The organism is Cyclobacterium sp. SOCE241 (genome assembly GCF_056867545.1).
Genome location: NZ_CP149779.1, coordinates 2105458 through 2124912 on the forward strand (window position 1 = coordinate 2105458; position 19455 = coordinate 2124912).

Below are 19455 nucleotides of genomic sequence, written 5' to 3' on the forward strand. Positions count from 1 at the left end.
TACCATCTTGGATTTAACAGGGGTCAATTTTGATGCGGTAAACAGGTTTCCTGCAGACGGATCTGGAGGGGGATTCGACAATCAAGGAGGCTCCTTGTTTTTCACTCCACTCAAGATGGAAAGGTATTATGATGCAGCTGAGGAAATTGTAAACAGGCTTCAAGAAGATCATAACAAATGGTCTGAATTAGTTCCGGAAACTTACAGACAAAATATTTTGCAACGCTTTTTAAACTGGCTTTTGCCTAAGTTCATCAGTGATTTTGAACCCTTAAATTCAGCAGAAAAAGCAGCAGAGAAAGTTCTTTTTCCTTTTGCCAGTAAGGCCTATAGAAGGTTAATTAAGACAGAAGAAAAAGAGTTGTTCATCAGGCTTTTTCATCCGTATATTATGAAAATTCTGAAGAACCGGATCCACAAAGATTCAACACATCTGTTGCCGAAGTTTTTAAAGCCATATTAATTTCCCCTTCTTTTCTTTATAAGATGGAAGAAGAGCCTTTAGGTCCTGAACCTATTGCTTTGGGAGACTTTGAGTTGGCCACTAGGTTGTCCTACTTTTTATGGTCTAGTATGCCAGATGATGAACTATTTAAATTGGCAATGGAAGGCAAATTACAAGCTCCTGGAGAAATAGAAATTCAGGTTAAGAGAATGCTTAATGACCCCAAGTCAAGAAGATTCTCTGAATCTTTTGTAAGCCAATGGTTAGGCATAAACAAATTGAAAGACCCCAATGCTCCACTGGCAGATTTGGTGCGATTCCCAGAATTCACGCCTTCCATTAGAGAGGCAATGTTTGAGGAGACCATATCTTTTTTTCACCATGTGATGACAGAAAGTAAAAATTTTATGGATTTGATTAATAGTGATTACTCTTTTCTCAATGAGGACTTGGCAAATTACTATGGAATTGAAGGCGTCAAAGGAGATAATTTCAAGAAAGTTGCATTAACTAACAATACAAGAGGTGGATTTTTAGGCTTAGGAAGCGTGCAGGCAGTTACCTCGTTGCCTACACGCACCAGTCCGGTATTAAGAGGAAAGTGGGTCTTAGAAGAAATTTTGGGTACTTCCCCCCACCACCACCACCGGATGTTGCAGAATTGCCTGAAGATGAAGCTTTGCATGAAGAACTTGGATTAAAAGCCCTTTTAGAGAAACATCGAGAGGATCCGGCCTGCCAGTCCTGCCACGAAAAAATGGATCCATTAGGACTTGGTCTGGAGAATTTCGGTGCGGATGGTAAATGGAGAGAAAGTTATGGAAGTACACCCATTGATCCTGCAGGTGTTCTTGCTTCAGGAGAAACTTTTGAAGGGCCGGGAGAGCTGAAGCGTTTACTAATGAAAGAAAAGGAAAAGTTTGCTCGTAATCTTTCAAAAAAATCTTTGTCTTTTGCAATCGGTAGAGGCACAACTTTCACAGATGAAACTGCAATCCGGGAATTGTCTACTGCATTGATAGAAAATGACTTTAATCCGGATGTATTTATTTCTACTTTGGTTCAAAGCTATCCCTTTAGAATGAAAATAAAAGATTTTCAGAAAAAAGTGAACGAAATTGATTGATAATACTGAAAAAACTTGAAAAATAGTAAAAATAGGCTTGCTAAATAAGCGATTTTTATGCTGAATTACTGATTAACAATATTTTAAAATTATGGTCGGCTTTAATTTCGCTTGGTGTAAATATTATTTTCAAGCATAATTTTGCTTTAAATATTATATGATATGAATAAGAAGTGGCAAATATCTAGAAGGAAATTATTGAAAGGTGTTGGAGCAGCTATAGCCTTACCTTTTATGGAGGCAATGGCTACTCCATTGGGTTTAAGAAGCTATAGCAATGATGGATTTCCGGTACGGTCCACATTTATGTTTATGCCCAATGGAGTGCATCCGGGAAGATGGACCCCAGAAGGAGTGGGAAGAGATTATACCCTTTCTCCCACTTTAGCTCCTCTGTCTCATTTGAAAGATGATATTTTAGTACTAGGCCAATTGATGAACAAACATTCTATTTTTCAAGGTGCCGATGGACACTATGCCAAGACAGCTAACCTCCTTACCTGCCTTCCAATACAAAAGACTGCAGGAGACAATATCAATAGTGGGGGCATTTCCATTGACCAATTGATAGCCAACCACTATAAAAATGAAACTCTTTTCCCATCCCTAGAATATGGGTTGGATAGAATACAAACTGGGGTAGACATCAATGTAGGCTTTACAAGGTTATATGCAAGTAGCATTTCTTGGAAAAATGCCATGACTCCGCTTTCCAAAGAGATTGACCCTAGAATGGCTTTTGACAGGCTATTTAGAACATTTATTCCGGGAAATAATAAACAAGAAAACCCATATAAAAGCAGTATTCTTGATGCCGTTTTGGCGGATGCCAAATCTCTTAAAAATAATTTGGGAAGATCCGATCAAGATAAATTGGAAGAATATTTGGAATCTATCCGGTCAATAGAAAAGAGGATCAACAACCAGGAAAGCTTAAAAGACTTTGCCAGCAATATCACTCCTGATATCAAACGTGAATTAATCAGAGTAAACCAAGATATAGAAGAGTATGCAGAGGTGCACAGTGGTGTAAATGTAACTGAAAAACCCGGCTTATGTTCGATATTATCGCCTTGGCCATGTGGAGTGATGCTAGTAGAGTAGCTACTTTTATGTTTGGAAACTCCGTAAGTAATAGAAACTTTTCTTTCTTGGAAGGTGTAAATGGAGCCCATCACTCAATCTCCCACCATATGAATCATCCTGGCAAAATGGAGCAGTATGATCGCATTACCAAATGGCATCTTGAGCAATATGCCTACTTTTTAGACAAATTAAAGTCCATTAAGGAAGGGAACGGCACCCTTTTAGACAATTCTTTGGTCATGTTTGCATCCGGCCTAAGGGATGGCAACAGACATTCACCTAGGGACCTGCCGATTATAGTTGGAGGACATGGGGGAAATAAAATAAAATCCGGACAAAATCTTATTTATAAAGAAAACACTCCGTTGGCTAACCTATACACTTCCTGGATGCAAGCTGTTGGGATGAATGAAACTAAATTTGCAGACAGCACAGGTACCTTAGAAGGAATTTTAGCCTAAGCTATTAACTTATCATAAAAAACGCACCATAACAGGCTATAAATGTCTGCTATACAGGAATCATATGGATAACAAAGAATTGCCCTCCACCACTAATTTGTGGATACAGTTAGCCGGTAAAAGAATAATTATACCATCATTTTTTATCATATCTTACCTTTTTATGCTATTGGTGCCTACTAATTTTGATGAGCAAAACCATTGGTTTGTTTTCTTAGGTAGGTTCCACCCACTTGTGCTACACTTCCCTATAGTATTGATCCTTGTTACAACAGGTTTTTTATTGATGGGTTTTTTTAATCCCAACTTTAATAAACCGGTTATTATTCGTTCCCTACTTTGGGCTTCTGTATTCTTCTCATTTGTCTCTATTCTTGCCGGCTATTTACTTTATATATCGGAGTCCTATTCAGGCAATTTAGTGAGCAACCATCTCAATGGAGCTTTGGCCACAGGTATTTCTATCTCACTTTGTCTTATCATTTACGAATTAAATTATCAAAGGAAATTGAAAGGAAGTTTTGTTTTTTATTTCTTACTGATAGTCGCCAACTTTTCTTTAGCATATACAAGTCATATGGGAGGCTCATTGACACATGGAGAGGATTTTTTAACTGCTCCGCTGGATGCCCTTTTACCAGCTAAAAAGATAGATAAAGCCCCTGAAGACATGCTACTCTTCGAAGACATGATTGCCACTATTTTCGAAACAAAATGTGTTTCCTGTCATAATGAAAACAAAACAAAGGGAGACCTGCTTCTCAATAATTACGAGGAAGTTTTTGCAAAAGGAAAAAGCAAAAAGCAAGCAATAATCCCCGGTGATACGTCAAATAGTGAGTTGATGGTAAGAGTATTGCTTCCTGATGACCATGATGAAAGGATGCCTCCGGAAGGTAAACCGGGCTTGACTGATGAAGAAATCAGCTTATTGTCCTATTGGATAAGCAGTGGGGCCTCAGATACATTAACATATGGAGACATAAACGATGAAAAAGTATTGACAGAAATAGAAGCCTTAATGCCAGATATTCGGCAGGCACAATATAAAATAATTAAGGAAAAAGAGGCATTTGAAGCCGCTTTACAAGAACTTAGGCAAATAGGAGATCCAATAGGAATTGACATTTCAATCGATGAACGCTCCAATGGTAAGTTTTTCGGATTGAAAATGAGATTCCCACCGGCACACGTCAACAATGATGAAATCAAAGCCTTTTCACCTTACTTCCCTTACTTTTCGCGGGTCTCATTAGCCTCATCAAACATAGATGACGATGCATTATTTGATTTAGGGAAAATGTCTCAACTCCGCAGGTTAATCTTACAAAAAACAAATATTAATGGAGAAGGACTACCCTATTTAAAAGATCTTGAAAACCTTGAAGAACTGAATTTATCGTTTACTCCTCTCGATGAAGGAAATTTGCTTTACCTTATTGGTTTTAAAAACTTACAAAAAGTCTATCTCTTTGGAACACCGGTAAAACCGGAAGTAATTTCTGCCCTCCAAAAACATAAGCCTGAATTAGAAATAATTTTAGAAGAAGGTCCATTTTATTAATGGTCTTTTTTTAAATTATTAGGTATTATTGTCATTAAATACTTTTAAAATTTAAGTTTCATACAATGAAGATCCACAAAGCATTACACCTGGTATTCTTAATTGGCATTAGCCTTTTTAGTTTCACCCATTGCCAATCCCAAGTAAGCTCTGAAAACCAAGTCGAAACAGCAGATAAAGTTAAAGGTATAGACCTTCTAAAGGCCTATATAGAAGAAGATTTGGATGTATATGATTATGAATTGGCCTATGAGTCTAAAGGAGAAGATTACTCTTACTATGTTCTCAAAGTCATCTCTCAAAATTGGTTAACTGAAAATGAAGTGAATGAAACCAAATGGTGGCATTGGGTTTCGTTTGTCGTTCCCAACGAGCTCAAACACAATACCTCTTTATTAATCATATCAGGAGGCAGCAAAAACACCACCCTCCCGGAGAAACCTGATGACATGATTCTCCAAGCTGCGCTGGCGACAGGTTCTACTGCAATCAAAGTCCACAATATCCCATTTCAGCCTGTAGAGTTTGTAGGTGACACCTTAGGGTTAAGGACAGAAGATGCTATCATTGCATATGGTTGGAGAGAGTTTATGGAGAGAGGTGCTAAAGATGAAGATGCCATTTGGTTGGCTAGATTTCCGATGACCAAGGCTGTTGTTTCAGCCATGGATGCTGTGGTTGACTATTCAAAAAATAATTTGGACTTGTCCCTAGACAAATATGTGGTAGCTGGGGCATCTAAGAGAGGCTGGACTACCTGGACCACTGCAGCAGTAGATGATCGAGTAATTGGCATGGTTCCTATTGTAATCGATATGCTTAATTTGACACCTTCATTCAAACACCATTGGCAAACTTATGGGTTCTGGGCTCCGGCAGTTAATGACTACAAGCATGAAAAAATATTTGACTGGATGGACAGTAAAGAATTTGACCGTCTAATTGAAATCGTAGAACCGTACCAGTTCTTGGAAGAGTACACAGACATCCCTAAATTACTTATCAATGGTTCAGGGGATCAGTTCTTCCTACCGGACAGTTGGAGATATTATTGGAATGACCTTCCCGGCGAAAGCCATATAGCTTATATACCCAATGCGGGTCATGGACTTAAAAATTCCGATGCTCCCCAAATTCTTCTAAGCTTTTATTCACAAATCATCAATAATGTCAAGCGACCTTCCTATAGCTGGGAGGTAAAAGAGGATGCCATAACAGTTAAAACAGACATCAACAATCCGCCGGTTGCAATAAAGTTGTGGACCGCTACAAATGAAGCTACCAGAGATTTCAGAATTGATGCCCTAGGCCCAAAATGGAAAGCTACAAATATCCCATTTGAAGCAGATGGTGATTATACTATTCCAATTGAAGCTCCTGCCAAAGGCTGGACCGGTCATTTTGTAGAACTTACCTATGCGGGTCAAGCACCATTAAAATTTACCACCGGAATAAAAGTTCTTCCGGAAACATATGATCACGATTTATATGTACCTAAGGAAAGAAAAGGTACACCAAATGATTGATCTACTAATTTAGAGCAAAAGCTATGTAGTAATCTCCGGAAGGAGTGCCCATTTTTCCGCCTCCTGCGGCGATTACTACATATTGTTTTCCTGCAACAGAATAAACCGAAGGAGTAGCATAACCTCCTACAGGCAATTTATATTTCCAAAGTTCTTCCCCGGAATCTTTGTCAAATGCCCTAAAGTATTCATCCTTTGAAGCAGCGATAAATACCAAACCTCCTGCTGTGACAACCGGACCTCCGTAATTCTCTGTTCCAGTTTGAGGGATTCCTTTCTCTGTTAGTTCAGCAAATTCTCCCAATGGTACAGACCATGCTATTTCACCTTTATTCAAGTTGATGGCATTCAGTGTACCCCAAGGTGGTTTTATGGCCGGATACCCTTCTTGATCAAAAAACCTATTGTATCCTGTGGTTGTGTAGGGCAAAACATTAACATCAGCAGTTTTCTCCGGATTTTGAAAATCTTCCGGACCCTCTGTACTGAATAAATAATCAATAATTTGCTCCCTTACCTCCGAGGATAATTGCTTGAATGCAGGCATTCTACCTTTTCCATTTTTTATCATTTCGCTTACCTCGGCTCTAGCCAACCTTTTATCCAATGCTAATAGTGATGGATATGCCCCAGTTTCGTCCCCCCTTTTCCGGTCCATGGCACATGGCGCAATTGGTTAGGTAAGCTACATTTCCTAATGAGCGTTTGCCGCTATTGGTAGGTACCATGGTTAAAATCCAAGGCATCTCATTGGCATTTACGTACAATAAGCCTGACCCTTCATCATAAGCAGCTCCTCCCCATTCTGCTCCTCCATCAAACCCCGGCAGTATGACAGTTCCTTCAATACTTGGAGGCATAAAGTAAGCCCCATAATTTAAGTGCTTTATTTTCTCCTGAACATAAGCTGTGGCTTCAGGAGAAATATTGGTAACTTCTTCATCCGTAAAAAGCTGCCTAGCAAAGGGAGGTGGAGAAGTAGGTAAAGGTTGACTTGGCCAAGCATCTTCCCCCATTAATTTGGAGGCAGGGGCCTCAATTTCCTCAATAGGGTAAAGAGGTGTGCCATCAGATCGATCAAAAACAAAAACCCTTCCTGACTTAGTAATTTGGGCAACTGCCGCAATACTACTGTCTCCTCTATTGATTTGAACTAAATTGGGTGGGGCAGGCAAATCCCTATCCCATATATCATGTCTGATGGTTTGATAATGCCAAATACGTTTTCCGGTAGATGCATTTAGTGCAAGTAATGAATTTGCAAAAAGATTCTCGCCCACGCGGTGTCCTCCCCAAAATCAAAAGCTGCTGAGCCGGTTGGGATGTAAACTACCCCTGTACTTTCATCCAAGGTCATTCCCGCCCAACTATTGGCTCCCCCTATTTTTGTAGGCATCTTTGGGCCAAGTATCATAACCAAATTCCCCTGGTTTGGGTATGGTATGAAAAATCCATTCTACATCACCTGATACCACATTAAATGCGCGAATATAGCCGGGTGCAGCATCTGTACTCTCTGAAACCCTTGTCCCTACGATCAACTTGTCCTTGTAAATTACACCGGGGGTAGAAGATCCAACATAATAGTCCTGAGCCCAATCCCCCAATCCTTCTTTTAAGGAAACTTTACCACTTTGACCGAATCCATGTACAAGCTTACCCGTTTTGGCATTCAATGCCAAAAGAAAGGAACCTGCAGAATAAAACAATCTTGATTCGGTTTCTGATTCCCAAAAGACCAAACCTCTGTTCACACTATTGCCAAACTTGAAATCTTTGTGAGGGTCATACACCCATAATTCTTCGCCGGAGGCCGCATCCAAGGCAAAGGCTTTCAGATCCGGACTTGTTCCGTAGAGCACTCCGTCAATAATCAGCGGGTTACATTGAATTTGGCTTTTCCCATTCACCGAATGCCCACCCGTTCGAAATTGCCAAACAGGCGTTAATCGACTGACGTTACTTTTATTTATTTGTTTTAAGGAAGAATATTGCGAACTTCCCTTGCTCCCAAGATATGCAGGCCAATTCTCATTCGCCTTTATCTCCGAAAGCTTATCAGTACCACAAGAAAATAAAATGGAAAAACCCATTAATAAACAAATATATTTACGCATTCTTATCTTAAGCATCCATTTAAAATTATGATTCTCAACAAATATATCATTTTTGTTGGAAGCTAAAAGGTGAAACTTATGATTAGTCCTAAACAATGGGTTGGCAAGATAATTGACCAATAGCAGTTTGAAATTTACTGCTTGCTCTTCAATCTCATTTATATTTTGATCACAATTAATTAAGTCATTATTATGAAAAAATTACTGATTTGTAGACATGGAAAATCATTCTGGGGTGATCCTAACTTAACTGATCACCAAAGACCATTGGCCAAAAGGGGCTTGTATGATGCTCCAATGATGGCCAAAAGGGCTCATTCTAACCATATTATTCCGGAAAAAATCCTGTCATCAGATGCTTTAAGGGCAAAAATGACAGCTGCATTTTACCTAAAATCCTTTGAAAAATTAGACATCATCTACGAGATTAGCACAAACCTTTATATGACTTCTGTTAAAGAACACCTTGATGAGGTCAAAAAAACAAGCAATAAGATCGATACCCTATTTATTTTTGGCCATAACCCTACCTTGACATTGCTAATTAATTACTTTGGAGAAAAACTAGAAAACCTTCCTACGGGAGCAGTTTTTGGTTTTAAGTTCAATGTGGAGAATTGGAAAGATATTGCACAGGAAAATGCCGAGTTCTGGATGTATGATTACCCTAAAAACTTAAGCACTAAAACTTCCTGACATCTTGCAACACTTCTTTGAATTCATTGGGATGGGCTATTAAATAAAGTACCTTTTGGGCGATGGCTTCAGGAGTACTCAATTCTCCATCATTTTTTAAGGACTTAAATTTTGAAAGATTGCTAAATTCAGTGGGGCTTGCAGCCCTTATGGAAGCTTGCATAGGCGTATCAATCACTCCTGGGGATAAGGCAAATAATTTAAAACCCAAATTATTGAGCTCAGACTCTCGTTGAGCAATTAATGTCATTTGATTCAATGCAGCTTTGGAAGCACTATAGCCGGACCATCCGTCTACTACCTTTGCTGCTGCACCAGAGCTTATATTCACTACTATTTTTGATCCTGTATGATGCTTGTATTTCTTCATAAAGGCATTCATTAATAAGGCCGGAGCAATAACATTCACAGCATGAATCGACACAATTGAATCAGCGGATAAGTTTCCGTTATAAGCGATTTCCCCTATCCAGCCTGCATTGTTTATCAGTACGATCTCTTTATATTCTCCATCGGGGAAAATTTCTGAGAACCTGTTAATTATACTTTCTGAGTCCTCTAAATCTAATTGTATGGGAGTAAAATTTCTTTCTTCTTTTAGGGAGCTTCTAGAAACACCTATAACGCAGGATCCAGATTTTTTTATTAAAGCATTTTTTAGAGCTTGGCCGAGTCCCTTACTGGCCCCTGTTAATATATAAAGCGATTTTTTCTCCATTAGAAATGTCTTTTAATTTAAACGCAGCGTTTTCCCTATTGAAATCATCAAATATAATGTACAAAATAAAACCTCCCCATAACAGATAGAATACATTTGCACCGGAACTAAATTCTTGTCCACGGAATGAGTCCTTAAAATAATTGCATTTATCTTAAGGGAAGCTTACTGATTCAGGTTTAGAAAATTCCTTCTGTAATTTCAAACTTAAAGAATGAAATCTATAAAACAACATAATTGCTGTAAGGGTAAGACCTATTAATAAGCCAATCCATATACCCAATTCGTTGTAATGAAATTTAAATGCCAAAAGATAACCGAGAGGAAGTCCAACTACCCAATAGGCAAGTAAGGTTACCAATGTAGGAACCTTCACATCAGAAAGCCCCCTCAAAGCTCCCAGAGCAACCACTTGAAGTCCATCTGAGAGCTGAAAAACCGCAGCAATTATTAATAAACTAGCTGCCATTTCCACTACTTGGATATCTTCAATGTATAGCAAAGGCAAATAATTTTTAAACATTAAAAACATAACTGCAAAAAAGGACATGAAAATCAATACGTTGCCGAAAATTGAAAAACCAACTTCTCGTAATTTTGGAATATCTCTTCTTCCTAATTGGTTTCCAATCCTCACCATTGCAGCTGCAGAAAGTCCTGAGGCCATCATATAGCTTATTGATGCAAGATTTATGGCTATTTGATGAGCCGCCAAAGCATTGACCCCTATCCAACCCATCATGATGGCAGCTGAACTGAAAGCCCCAACTTCAAATACAAATTGCAAGCCGGTTGGAATCCCTATCCCTAACATTTTTTTAATGACAGAATACCTAATTTGCTTCAATTTTATACTGCGAATGTATTTTTCATACCTTCTTGACCTGGTTACATAGAGGTACAAAACCCAAGCCATCAGAATTCTAGAAATCAATGTGGCCCACCCGGCTCCATTAAGCCCTAATTCAGGAAATCCCCAATTCCCATAGATCAATAAATAATTCAATCCGATGTTTAGTAGATTAAATAAAACCGTTATAAACATGGCTTGCTTGGTTTGAGATAAACCTTCAATAAACTGTTTATAGGTTTGAAAAAACATGAATGGGATTAGCGAAAATGTGATGATCAACAAATAAGGTATGGCTAGCACCACTACTTCTTGCGGTTGGTTGATCAATTTCAATCCAGGGAAATGGCTAATATAAGCAAAAACAAAATGACAGAAGCTACCGAATTGATGACAAAACCATGGTTTAAAAACCTACCGATTTTACCTTTCTTCCCTTCTCCATCAGCTGCCGCAACCATGGGAGTGACAGCCATTGAAATACCAATTCCAAACATTAATATCATAAAAAATACTATTGGCAAGAGAGGCAGCAGCAAGCGGAACGGCACCCAATCTACCTACCATGATATTGTCAGCCACCCCAACCATCACCTGCCCAAGCTGACTTAACATCACCGGGTAAGCCAAAGTAAATGTCTTATTAAAGTTATTTTTGAAACCAGTAAACATCAAAATTTGGGTTTATTTTTTTAACAATACAGAAGCTTTGAAAATTGCAGCCATGCTTATAGCGTCTGTGATTTGACCGTCTAATACCATATCATAGGCCTCTTGAAAAGGCAAGTGCCACACTTTGATGTCTTCTGTATCATCAAAAGCTGTTTCTCCTTGAACCAATTCCTTGGCCAAAAAGACATAACCCACTTCATCCGTAACGGAATTTGAAGTATGGATTTTCAGTATTTCAGTCCATTCATTCGCTTGCAACCCGGTTTCTTCTTTAAGCTCCCGCTTAGCACTTTCCAAGGCAGTTTGACCAATAGCACCTCCTCCCATTGGTATTTCCCAAGTATATTCATCCAAAGTATACCTGTATTGGCCTACTAGCCATGTATAACCATTTTCATCCAAAGGCAAAATCCCCACGGCCAGATTTTTAAAACTTACCTTTCCATAAATCCCCTTCTTTTGGGTAGGGGTGATCACTTGGTGTTCTTCAACCCTAATCCAAGGATTGTCATACACTTCTTTTTTGAAATTGTTGTCCACGGATTTTTCATAATAAAAAAAGGGTGACTAACAGCCACCCTTCAAATGCTTTAAATAAATGTTAATTTAAGCCGGGATAGGCAATACTTTACTGTCTTTAAAAGTAGAAAGGATAACCATAGACTGCATAGAATCTACCTCCTTAATTTCACTTACTTGCTCCAACATCAACTTCTGATAAGAATTTATATCTTTAGAGATGATTTTCAAAATAAAATCTCCTGTACCAGTGATATGGTGGCATTCGATTACTTCTGGTATCTGATTGATTTCCTTCATAAAGGCATCAATATTAGATTTATTGTGACCAATCAACCCTACCAAGACAAAAGTACTCACGCCAAGACCTATTTTTTCAGGATCTAATTTGGCATGGTAACTTTTAATTATTCCTGATTGCTCCAATTTTTTCACCCTTTCTAAGGTAGGTGCCGGAGATAATCCTATATCTTTTGAAAGCTGTGCATTTGTTATTTTTGCATTGCCTTGTAGAATTTCTAAAATTTTACGGTCGATTTTGTCAAATTTCACTTTTATGCTATTATCCATATTGTAAAGAATTTACCGAATTATATGTGGTACAAAGGTAATCTAATTTATATTTATTTTAAAGTCATTTACGAAAAAAACGCAAGCGCGGACGAAATATTGTTGTTTAATTGCTAAAAAAATTAAAATTATTGCACTTACTCTTTTGTAAATTCTGAAAAAACCTGTATTTCAACTCGATTAGACTAATAATGAACAAATTAGTACTCATCAAAGTTTATTCTTTTTCAAAAATTCTCTAGCTTCTTTATTTGCAGGATGTCGTCTCTTAGAATATTCTTTTACCAAATCTAAATAACGTTTGGCTTTACTTTTATCCCCTTGCCTAAAGTAATTTTTTCCCAATTGAAGGGCTGAAAACAAATAATATCCGCTTTCCTGAGCCCCTAACTCATCACCAAAAGCTATAGTTCTTAAGTAATAGTGAATGGAATTTTCATAGTTCCTCATCCGGTCATAATTCTGGGCAATAAAAAATGCGGCATACCTCCCACTGGTAGCCTCATATCCTGTCCAATTTTCATCAATCCGCTTTAAGATTTCCAAAGAAACTTCCTTGGCCTCTCGCCCTCTTCCGACGGCATACAATTGCCTTGCAAAATGTCGATGAAAATAGGGGTTGTTGGGATATTTACTATTTAAGTACTTTGTAATTTCTAATGCTTTGAAAGGCTTTTTCTCTTCTGTTGCATAAAGTCTAAACAAAAAATATTGCGCCTCTATCCTCGCATAAAATGAGCTTTTAGCCACTTCTTCTAACTGCTTTAACCCCAGCTGCTGATCTCCCTTTGGAAAAAGAAGCATGATCGGCTTTAATAAGGGGTAATTGTCACGGATCCAGACGGAAAAATAATTGTACAAAGCGTCTCCCAGCAATAATTCCGGGCTGAGTTCTTCTTCTCCTCTACTAAGTTCCAAGTATTTCAAAGCATTTTTGCTCGCAAAGGTGGCGCTTGTCCAGTTTTTTCTTTCGCTATACAACCTCCCTTGAAATCCATAAGCACCGGCAAGAAAAATGCAGCTTCCTTATTATCCGGGTCTGTATCTATCAAAACCTCAGCCTTCTCTATGGCCTTATCCATATAGCCCAACATAGCTGCATCATGACTCTTGTTATCTATAGCTATGACAATTTTCCACCATTGGCTCAACCCCATTAGAAAATAAGGAAGAGGGTGCTCCGGATAGGTATAGCGCAAAACATTAAAACCTCTTTCTGCCTTCTCAAAATCAAAATTATACATGCTATTAATTGCATCTGTAATTCTAAACTGAAGACCTTTATCAAGCAAAAGATACCCTTCTTCTTTCTTGTTGATATCCGTCACAGGCTCCAGCTGTGCCTGCACTTCCTTAGGAATAAATCCAAAAAGGAAAAACAAAAGGGACAATACAATAGTTGTATAATTCATTAAGAAATTTTTCAATCAAATTGATTTTTGTATACCTTAAACGCTATATGACGATAATTAATTTCGAAAAACTAAAAAAATATTTGCGTCATTACAAAAAACAAAGCGCTGAGGATTTAAATCAAAAAAAACGAGTGAAATAATTTTAATTAGGGCATAAAAAAACAGACCCACGAACCAAAATCACTTTAGAGGTGACTTCAATCAATGGATCTGTAAACAGCAATAAGATAAAAAAATTAACAGCTTACCTTTATACCCAAACGATTTTTTGTAACAACCTCAGAAAGTGTACTCCTCCAAGCTTTTAATGCCAAAGAATCAGGTATATCTATATCATCAAATGTAATTATTTCTCCTTCTTCAATATTTCTTTTCAATTGAACCTTACTCATCAGGCCAATAGGAACGTGATTGGGAAAATCAGCAATTTTAATAGCTTCCCCTCTAACTTCCATACCACCTATCCCTTTGTCAATTACAGAACCTGAAGTCAATTTTTTCTTAGCTATAGTTCCCACGCTCACAGATGGGACATCACCATTATCTAATAAAATCTCATTGTGGTTAACCAGGTTTAAAATACTGTTCGGTATTTCAAAAAAGCATAAGTGCATCGGCTTATAAAGCAAATAGAAAGGACCTTTTCCCATTTTATAAGTGGTCAATTCTTCCGCCAGGTCTTCTTGATGAGTCGCAGTGATGAATACACCTGGAGGAGATTCTTTAGAAATGATATAATCACTAATAACCGCATTTTCTTTTTGAGCGATTTCTCCCAACGCAAAAGCCCCAGCTTCAAAATCACTTGTCTCATACCCTACTAAACCCGGTTTAACAATATCTAAACCTAGACCGTTGGCTATAAATGCTTGTTCAATTTGAAGTTTTGTTCCATCTGTAAAGGAGGTTACAGAACTTAAACTATAGCCTTGCTTCTGTGCCCAAAACAGCATATCTTCTAAGCTAGGGTTTTTGTTTAAAAATCCTTTGATATTCCCATAAACCAATGGTTTAAACCCCATTTGTATCACTTCCTTATTGAGTGCAGCCAAGCAACCGGGCTGATCCCCATTGGCTTCTGTAATCACGCCTCTCTTGGACAACCATGATCCGGTAAGAACCTGAGTATCTGCATCCATGGTTACCACCGGAAGCCCATACACAAAAGCCTTATCTATAATTTCTGTTGAATAAATTGGATCTCCCGTACTTACTACCACTAGATCAGAGCAGTCAAACAATTTTTCGGGTGAACTAGTTAAAAAATTTTGGCTTACACCCAAATCACTAATCTCTCCAGCCCTTCTGGTCAGTATTTTGGAAATTACCATATCCTCACGCCTGGCAATAAGTTTTGCCAATCCTCTACCTATCCCTCCGGTTCCTACTATTCCAATTCTTAATTTTTTACTGATCCTATTTTTCATAATCTTAAAAATTTTAATTGCTGCTTTTCTTGCTGTTTGTCCGCTGTTTAAACTTGACGATGTAAAGGTAGTAAAAAAAATCTAAAAACCATTTTATTGTATTTAAAATACATTAAAAATATTTTAAAACACTTAAAGGCATGCTTTGAGCGATTCAAGCTAAAAATAGTAAAACAATAATTTTATTACTTAAAAATTGAAGTAACCATTCTTTTATATTCTATTTCACATTTTACACAATTTTTTATATCGTCATGACAATATATTTTTTTCTTTCCTCCGCCTTCAATTAATTTAAATTTTTACTCCTAATTTTAGTTGAAAGGTCTTCTTAAGAATTTTTAAATGGAGAAATTCAACTGTAATTCATATATTTTTTATTTTCGCCATTCATAAATATTCAGGTAACATGCTAAAATATGCCAGGGTTAACAATCTTGCAGGTTGGACCGCCTTCTTTATTGCATTTATAACATATCTGCTCACCATCGAAGAGACTGCCAGTTTCTGGGATCCGGGAGAATTTATAGCGGTCGCCTATAAATTACAAGTTCCACATCCTCCAGGGGCACCTTTCTTTCTATTGATTTACCGTATGTTTAGCTTTTTAGCGCTCGGTGATGGGTTAGAAATTGCCTATTGGATGAACGTGGGGAGTGCGCTGCTTTCGGCATTCACAATTCTATTCCTTTTTTGGACCATCACTTTATTAGGGAGAAAACTATTGCTCAAAAAAGTGAAGAGCCCAATCAAGAGCAAATTTACACTTTGATAGGAGCAGGATTTATTGGAGCATTGGCTTATACTTTTACCGATAGTTTTTGGTTTTCTGCTGTAGAGGCTGAAGTTTACGCTATGTCTTCCTTTTTTACTGCCATCGTAATTTGGGCATTCTTAAAGTGGGACATCATCAAAGATCCTCAGGAAGAAAACAAATACATGATTTTCATCGCTTACTTGGTGGGATTGTCAATTGGGGTACACCTTTTAAACCTGGTAACCCTTCCTGCTTTAGCACTTGTTGTCTATTTTAAAAAACATAAAAATCATACCCTTAAGGGAGGAATTATTGCCTTTTTATTAGGAGGGGTAGCGCTGGTTGTAATCAATAATTTTATTATTCCCGGCTTGCCTAGCATAGCTGGTTCTCTAGAAATTTTCTTCGTCAATAGTTTAGGGCTACCATTTGGCTCAGGAATTATATTCTTTTCTATCGTCTTTTTAGGAGGGCTGATTTTTGCTGTGATACATTCTCACAAGAAAGAAAAAGTAATTTTAAATACAATTTTAATTTGCTTCTCCTTTATACTGATTGGATATAGCTCTTATGCATTAATCGTAATTCGCGCCAATGCTGAACCAGTAATCAATGAAAATGACCCGAAGGACATTATCAGCTTTGTAAGCTATCTAAAAAGAGAACAATACGGCTACCGTCCCTTGATGCAAGGACAGTACTTCACTGCTGATATAATTGATCAGGTAGAGGGGGATCCTGTTTATGCCAAAGGTGAGGACAAATATGAAGTGGTAGATTACCAACTTGAAAACATTTATGATCCTGAAAAAACAACCATTCTTCCAAGAATATACTCTACCCAAGAACGTCATAAACAAATTTATAGATCCAAGCTTGGATTAAGAGAAGGCCAAGACCCAACTTTCTTTGACAATATCTATTTCATGTTTGACCACCAACTTGGCCACATGTATTGGAGGTATTTTATGTGGAATTTTAGTGGAAGAGAGAGTGATTTCAGTAATGCTCCGTATTTAAGTATATGGAATACCATCACCACAGAATTCCCAAATTATATAAAAGAAAACAAGGGACATAACAATTATTTTATGCTTCCTCTAATTTTGGGGCTTATAGGTATGTTTTTCAAGCCAAGCATGATCCAGAATCTTTCTGGCTTACCTTGATGTTATTCCTGATGATGGGAGTAGTCTTGGTCCTCTACCTTAATTCACCACCTGTAGAACCAAGAGAAAGAGATTACATTTATGTAGGATCCTTTTATGCCTTTGCTATTTGGATTGGCTTTAGTGTAATGGCTATTAGCAATCAACTTAGGAAATTGAAAAAAGGTATGGTAATGGCAGGAGTTTATGCTGCACTGATTACACTACCGGTACCTATCTTAATGGCTACAGAAAACTGGAACGACCATGACAGATCCGACAGGTATTTCTCTGTAGATTCAGCTAGAAACTTTCTAGCTTCATGTGCCCCAAATGCTATATTATTTACTGGCGGAGACAATGACACCTTCCCGCTATGGTATGTGCAGGAGGTGGAAGGCTTCAGGACGGATGTGAGAGTGATTGTATTAAGTTACTTTGACACCGATTGGTATGTAAAACAAATGGCCCGACCTGTCAATGAGTCTGCCGCTTTGGATTTTACATTGGATTTTGACAACTTTAAAAAGGGTACCAATGATGTGCTTTACGTAACAGACAGAATCGAAAGTTTGCCTCTGGTGGAATACCTTAAGTTATTAAAAAACAACAGTGATTTACTTAAATTGACCAGTAGCAGATCAAGCAGTAATATCAATACTGTACCATCTAGAATTTTAACCCTACCCGTAAATACTGAAAATGTAGAGAAATTCGGAATAGTACCCCAGCAGTTTAAAGATTTACAAATTCCAAACATCAATATTAGGATTAAAGGAAATTATGTAACCAAAGGGAATTTGATGCTATTGGACCTTATCGCTACTAACAATTGGGAACGACCCATATATTTCAACAATACCTCTTTGGCAACCATAGGCTTTGACATGAGTGACCATGTGGTAATGGAAGGCCTTACTTACAGGTTACTCCCCATTCAAAAGCCGGACAACCAAGATGAATTAATCAATACCGATTTGGCTTTTAAAAATGTCACTGAAAAATTCGCTTTTAGAGGAATGGACAATCCGGACAACTACTTTGATGACGAGTTCAGGAGATTCACCTCCAATCATCGAAGTGTACTTAATAGCATTGCCATAGCCTTATTGGATGAACAAGATAAAGAGAGAGCAGAAGACATTATGAGATTGAGCCTAGAGAAACTTCCCGGTGAGGCCATACCTTATGATTTAGCAAGCGGACAAGCCGTACCGGTCTTATTTGAATTAGGTATGGATGATGAAGCCTTAGACATCATTGACCAAATGTCTAAACGTTCTGTAGAGATGCTTGACTTTTACCAAGAAACAGGTAGAGCTATGGACAGAGAAGCCCAAATTTCTATGCAGATGTTGAATTACTTTGTGCCTCAATTACGAGAACAAGGCTATAAAGAAAAGGCAGATCAAATTCAGCAAGATTACGAACGCATCTTTGGAGCGGCAGCTGGAACTCCACAAATCCAAAGAAGGTGATGGCCATTCAATAGAAAATAAACAAAAAAATTCAATCGGCTGCTTATCAATTAAGCAGCCGAATTTTTTGTGCAGAATATAGTACAAGTCCAATGCTTCCTCTGGGTTATCTACATACAAATAATCTTCATGATGCAGTTGTTCTACAGCCGCTCCTTGATGCTTATGCAGTTTATTCCTATTGATTCTATTTAGCACTTCATAAGGGACCTTAAGCAATCCTGCCGGTAGCCTGTATTGAAGATTAAAAATATCCCAACGAGTAATTTTATTAACAGAAACCTTATTGGCTTCGTAATAATCCCAAACTTTGGCATTGCCACCAATCCCTTTTGTCTCCACTTTATCGAATATGGATTGACACAGATTTTGAAGTTGAGTAGGAGTATACTCTCTAATATGCCATGGATTTCTGGACAATGAAAATCTAATATTGGGGGTGGAAATTAAGGCCATGCCTCCCGGTTTTAACACACGATAAATTTCTTCCAAATATTGCTTGTCATCATCTATATGTTCAATAACCTGAAAACTTACGACTGTATCAAAGGAATTATCCTTTAGTCCGGCCAAAGGGGGAATAATTGCTTGCTCAAAAGTAAATTCCGGGTATTTATCCTTTAGTCTATCCAAGATTTCTCCTATCTTGTCCAAGCCGTGGTAATGATTTACCAACGGGCCAAGGGCGTGTACCCCTCTGCCTTCGCCACAGCCAATCTCCAACAAATTGCCGGAAACGTAATCTTTAGCAACAATGTATGCTTTAAAAAGACGTTGATGAATAGGATTGTCACTGATCAACTTATCGGAAGTAATTTCCGTTGTATAGGTAGCCATCTAAAATTTTATTATTTTCAACAAAATTAAGGTTAATTTTTAA

At 37.8% G+C, this 19455-nt stretch carries 12 protein-coding genes and 5 pseudogenes; 9 read left to right on the plus strand and 8 right to left on the minus strand.

What is annotated here, in order from left to right:
• Positions 1-7 precede the first annotated feature (7 nt).
• The 7 genes from WG932_RS10365 (at position 8) to WG932_RS10395 (ending at position 6208) form a co-directional block, all read left to right on the plus strand.
• Positions 8-463 (plus strand): DUF1587 domain-containing protein, encoded by a 456-nt coding sequence (locus tag WG932_RS10365; protein ID WP_483087868.1) that lies wholly within the window; start codon positions 8-10, stop codon positions 461-463.
• 23 nt (positions 464-486) lie between these two features.
• Entirely contained in the window at positions 487-1146 is a 660-nt protein-coding gene (locus WG932_RS10370; protein ID WP_483087869.1) for a DUF1592 domain-containing protein, read from the plus strand.
• Positions 1047-1571, plus strand: a complete 525-nt coding sequence (locus WG932_RS10375; protein WP_317192162.1) for a DUF1585 domain-containing protein — start codon at positions 1047-1049, stop codon at positions 1569-1571. Before WG932_RS10370 ends, WG932_RS10375 begins: the two co-directional genes overlap by 100 nt.
• A 162-nt stretch (positions 1572-1733) precedes the next feature.
• Complete coding sequence (locus WG932_RS10380; protein ID WP_483087870.1) at positions 1734-2675, plus strand: DUF1552 domain-containing protein; 942 nt, start codon at positions 1734-1736, stop codon at positions 2673-2675.
• Positions 2627-3118: a DUF1552 domain-containing protein gene (locus tag WG932_RS10385; protein ID WP_483087871.1), complete on the plus strand. Its 492-nt coding sequence runs from the start codon at positions 2627-2629 to the stop codon at positions 3116-3118. The genes WG932_RS10380 and WG932_RS10385 overlap by 49 nt, the downstream gene beginning before the upstream one ends.
• Positions 3119-3182: 64 nt before the next feature.
• On the plus strand, positions 3183-4682 hold the full coding sequence (locus WG932_RS10390) for a c-type cytochrome domain-containing protein (protein WP_483087872.1): 1500 nt from the start codon (positions 3183-3185) through the stop codon (positions 4680-4682).
• A 65-nt stretch (positions 4683-4747) separates the two neighbouring features.
• Positions 4748-6208: a PhoPQ-activated protein PqaA family protein gene (locus tag WG932_RS10395; RefSeq protein WP_483087873.1), complete on the plus strand. Its 1461-nt coding sequence runs from the start codon at positions 4748-4750 to the stop codon at positions 6206-6208.
• Positions 6209-6212: 4 nt separating this feature from the next.
• On the opposite strand, the pseudogene WG932_RS10400 reads toward WG932_RS10395, so the two are convergent.
• A pseudogene (locus tag WG932_RS10400) lies at positions 6213-8340 on the minus strand (outer membrane protein assembly factor BamB family protein).
• Positions 8341-8517: 177 nt separating this feature from the next.
• Here WG932_RS10400 and WG932_RS10405 point away from each other — a divergent pair.
• On the plus strand, positions 8518-9021 hold the full coding sequence (locus WG932_RS10405; protein WP_483087874.1) for a SixA phosphatase family protein: 504 nt from the start codon (positions 8518-8520) through the stop codon (positions 9019-9021).
• On the opposite strand, the gene WG932_RS10410 is transcribed toward WG932_RS10405, so the two are convergent.
• The 6 genes and pseudogenes from WG932_RS10410 to WG932_RS10435 all read right to left on the minus strand — a co-directional run bounded on the left by WG932_RS10410 (position 9008) and on the right by WG932_RS10435 (position 15192).
• Positions 9008-9739 (minus strand): SDR family NAD(P)-dependent oxidoreductase, encoded by a 732-nt coding sequence (locus WG932_RS10410; RefSeq protein ID WP_483087875.1) that lies wholly within the window; start codon positions 9737-9739, stop codon positions 9008-9010. The two genes, WG932_RS10405 and WG932_RS10410, sit on opposite strands and share 14 nt — an antisense overlap.
• 154 nt (positions 9740-9893) lie before the next feature.
• A pseudogene (locus WG932_RS10415) lies at positions 9894-11261 on the minus strand (MATE family efflux transporter).
• Between the two features lie 12 nt (positions 11262-11273).
• Complete coding sequence (locus WG932_RS10420; RefSeq protein ID WP_483087876.1) at positions 11274-11801, minus strand: NUDIX domain-containing protein; 528 nt, start codon at positions 11799-11801, stop codon at positions 11274-11276.
• A 66-nt stretch (positions 11802-11867) separates the two neighbouring features.
• Positions 11868-12350, minus strand: coding sequence for an Lrp/AsnC family transcriptional regulator (locus tag WG932_RS10425; RefSeq protein ID WP_014018107.1), 483 nt, complete (start codon positions 12348-12350; stop codon positions 11868-11870).
• Between the two features lie 210 nt (positions 12351-12560).
• Positions 12561-13762: pseudogene (locus WG932_RS10430) on the minus strand (tetratricopeptide repeat protein).
• 239 nt (positions 13763-14001) lie between these two features.
• A complete protein-coding gene (locus tag WG932_RS10435) occupies positions 14002-15192 on the minus strand; it encodes an oxidoreductase (RefSeq protein WP_014018109.1) in 1191 nt (396 codons plus the stop codon).
• 409 nt (positions 15193-15601) lie between these two features.
• Here WG932_RS10435 and WG932_RS10440 point away from each other — a divergent pair.
• Positions 15602-18575: pseudogene (locus WG932_RS10440) on the plus strand (glycosyltransferase family 117 protein).
• 63 nt (positions 18576-18638) lie between these two features.
• Here WG932_RS10440 and WG932_RS10445 read toward each other — a convergent pair.
• Positions 18639-19412 (minus strand): annotated as a pseudogene (locus WG932_RS10445) (class I SAM-dependent methyltransferase); the annotation flags it as partial.
• Positions 19413-19455: the final 43 nt, after the last annotated feature.

Coding starts and splice junctions, on each gene's coding strand:
- WG932_RS10395 (WP_483087873.1), top strand. CDS start 4,748: ATGAAGATCCACAAAGCATTACACCTGGTATTCTTAATTGGCATTAGC.
- WG932_RS10385 (WP_483087871.1), top strand. CDS start 2,627: ATGTTCGATATTATCGCCTTGGCCATGTGGAGTGATGCTAGTAGAGTA.
- WG932_RS10435 (WP_014018109.1), bottom strand. CDS start 15,192: ATGAAAAATAGGATCAGTAAAAAATTAAGAATTGGAATAGTAGGAACC.
- WG932_RS10425 (WP_014018107.1), bottom strand. CDS start 12,350: ATGGATAATAGCATAAAAGTGAAATTTGACAAAATCGACCGTAAAATT.
- WG932_RS10390 (WP_483087872.1), top strand. CDS start 3,183: ATGGATAACAAAGAATTGCCCTCCACCACTAATTTGTGGATACAGTTA.
- WG932_RS10405 (WP_483087874.1), top strand. CDS start 8,518: ATGAAAAAATTACTGATTTGTAGACATGGAAAATCATTCTGGGGTGAT.
- WG932_RS10410 (WP_483087875.1), bottom strand. CDS start 9,739: ATGGAGAAAAAATCGCTTTATATATTAACAGGGGCCAGTAAGGGACTC.
- WG932_RS10370 (WP_483087869.1), top strand. CDS start 487: ATGGAAGAAGAGCCTTTAGGTCCTGAACCTATTGCTTTGGGAGACTTT.
- WG932_RS10380 (WP_483087870.1), top strand. CDS start 1,734: ATGAATAAGAAGTGGCAAATATCTAGAAGGAAATTATTGAAAGGTGTT.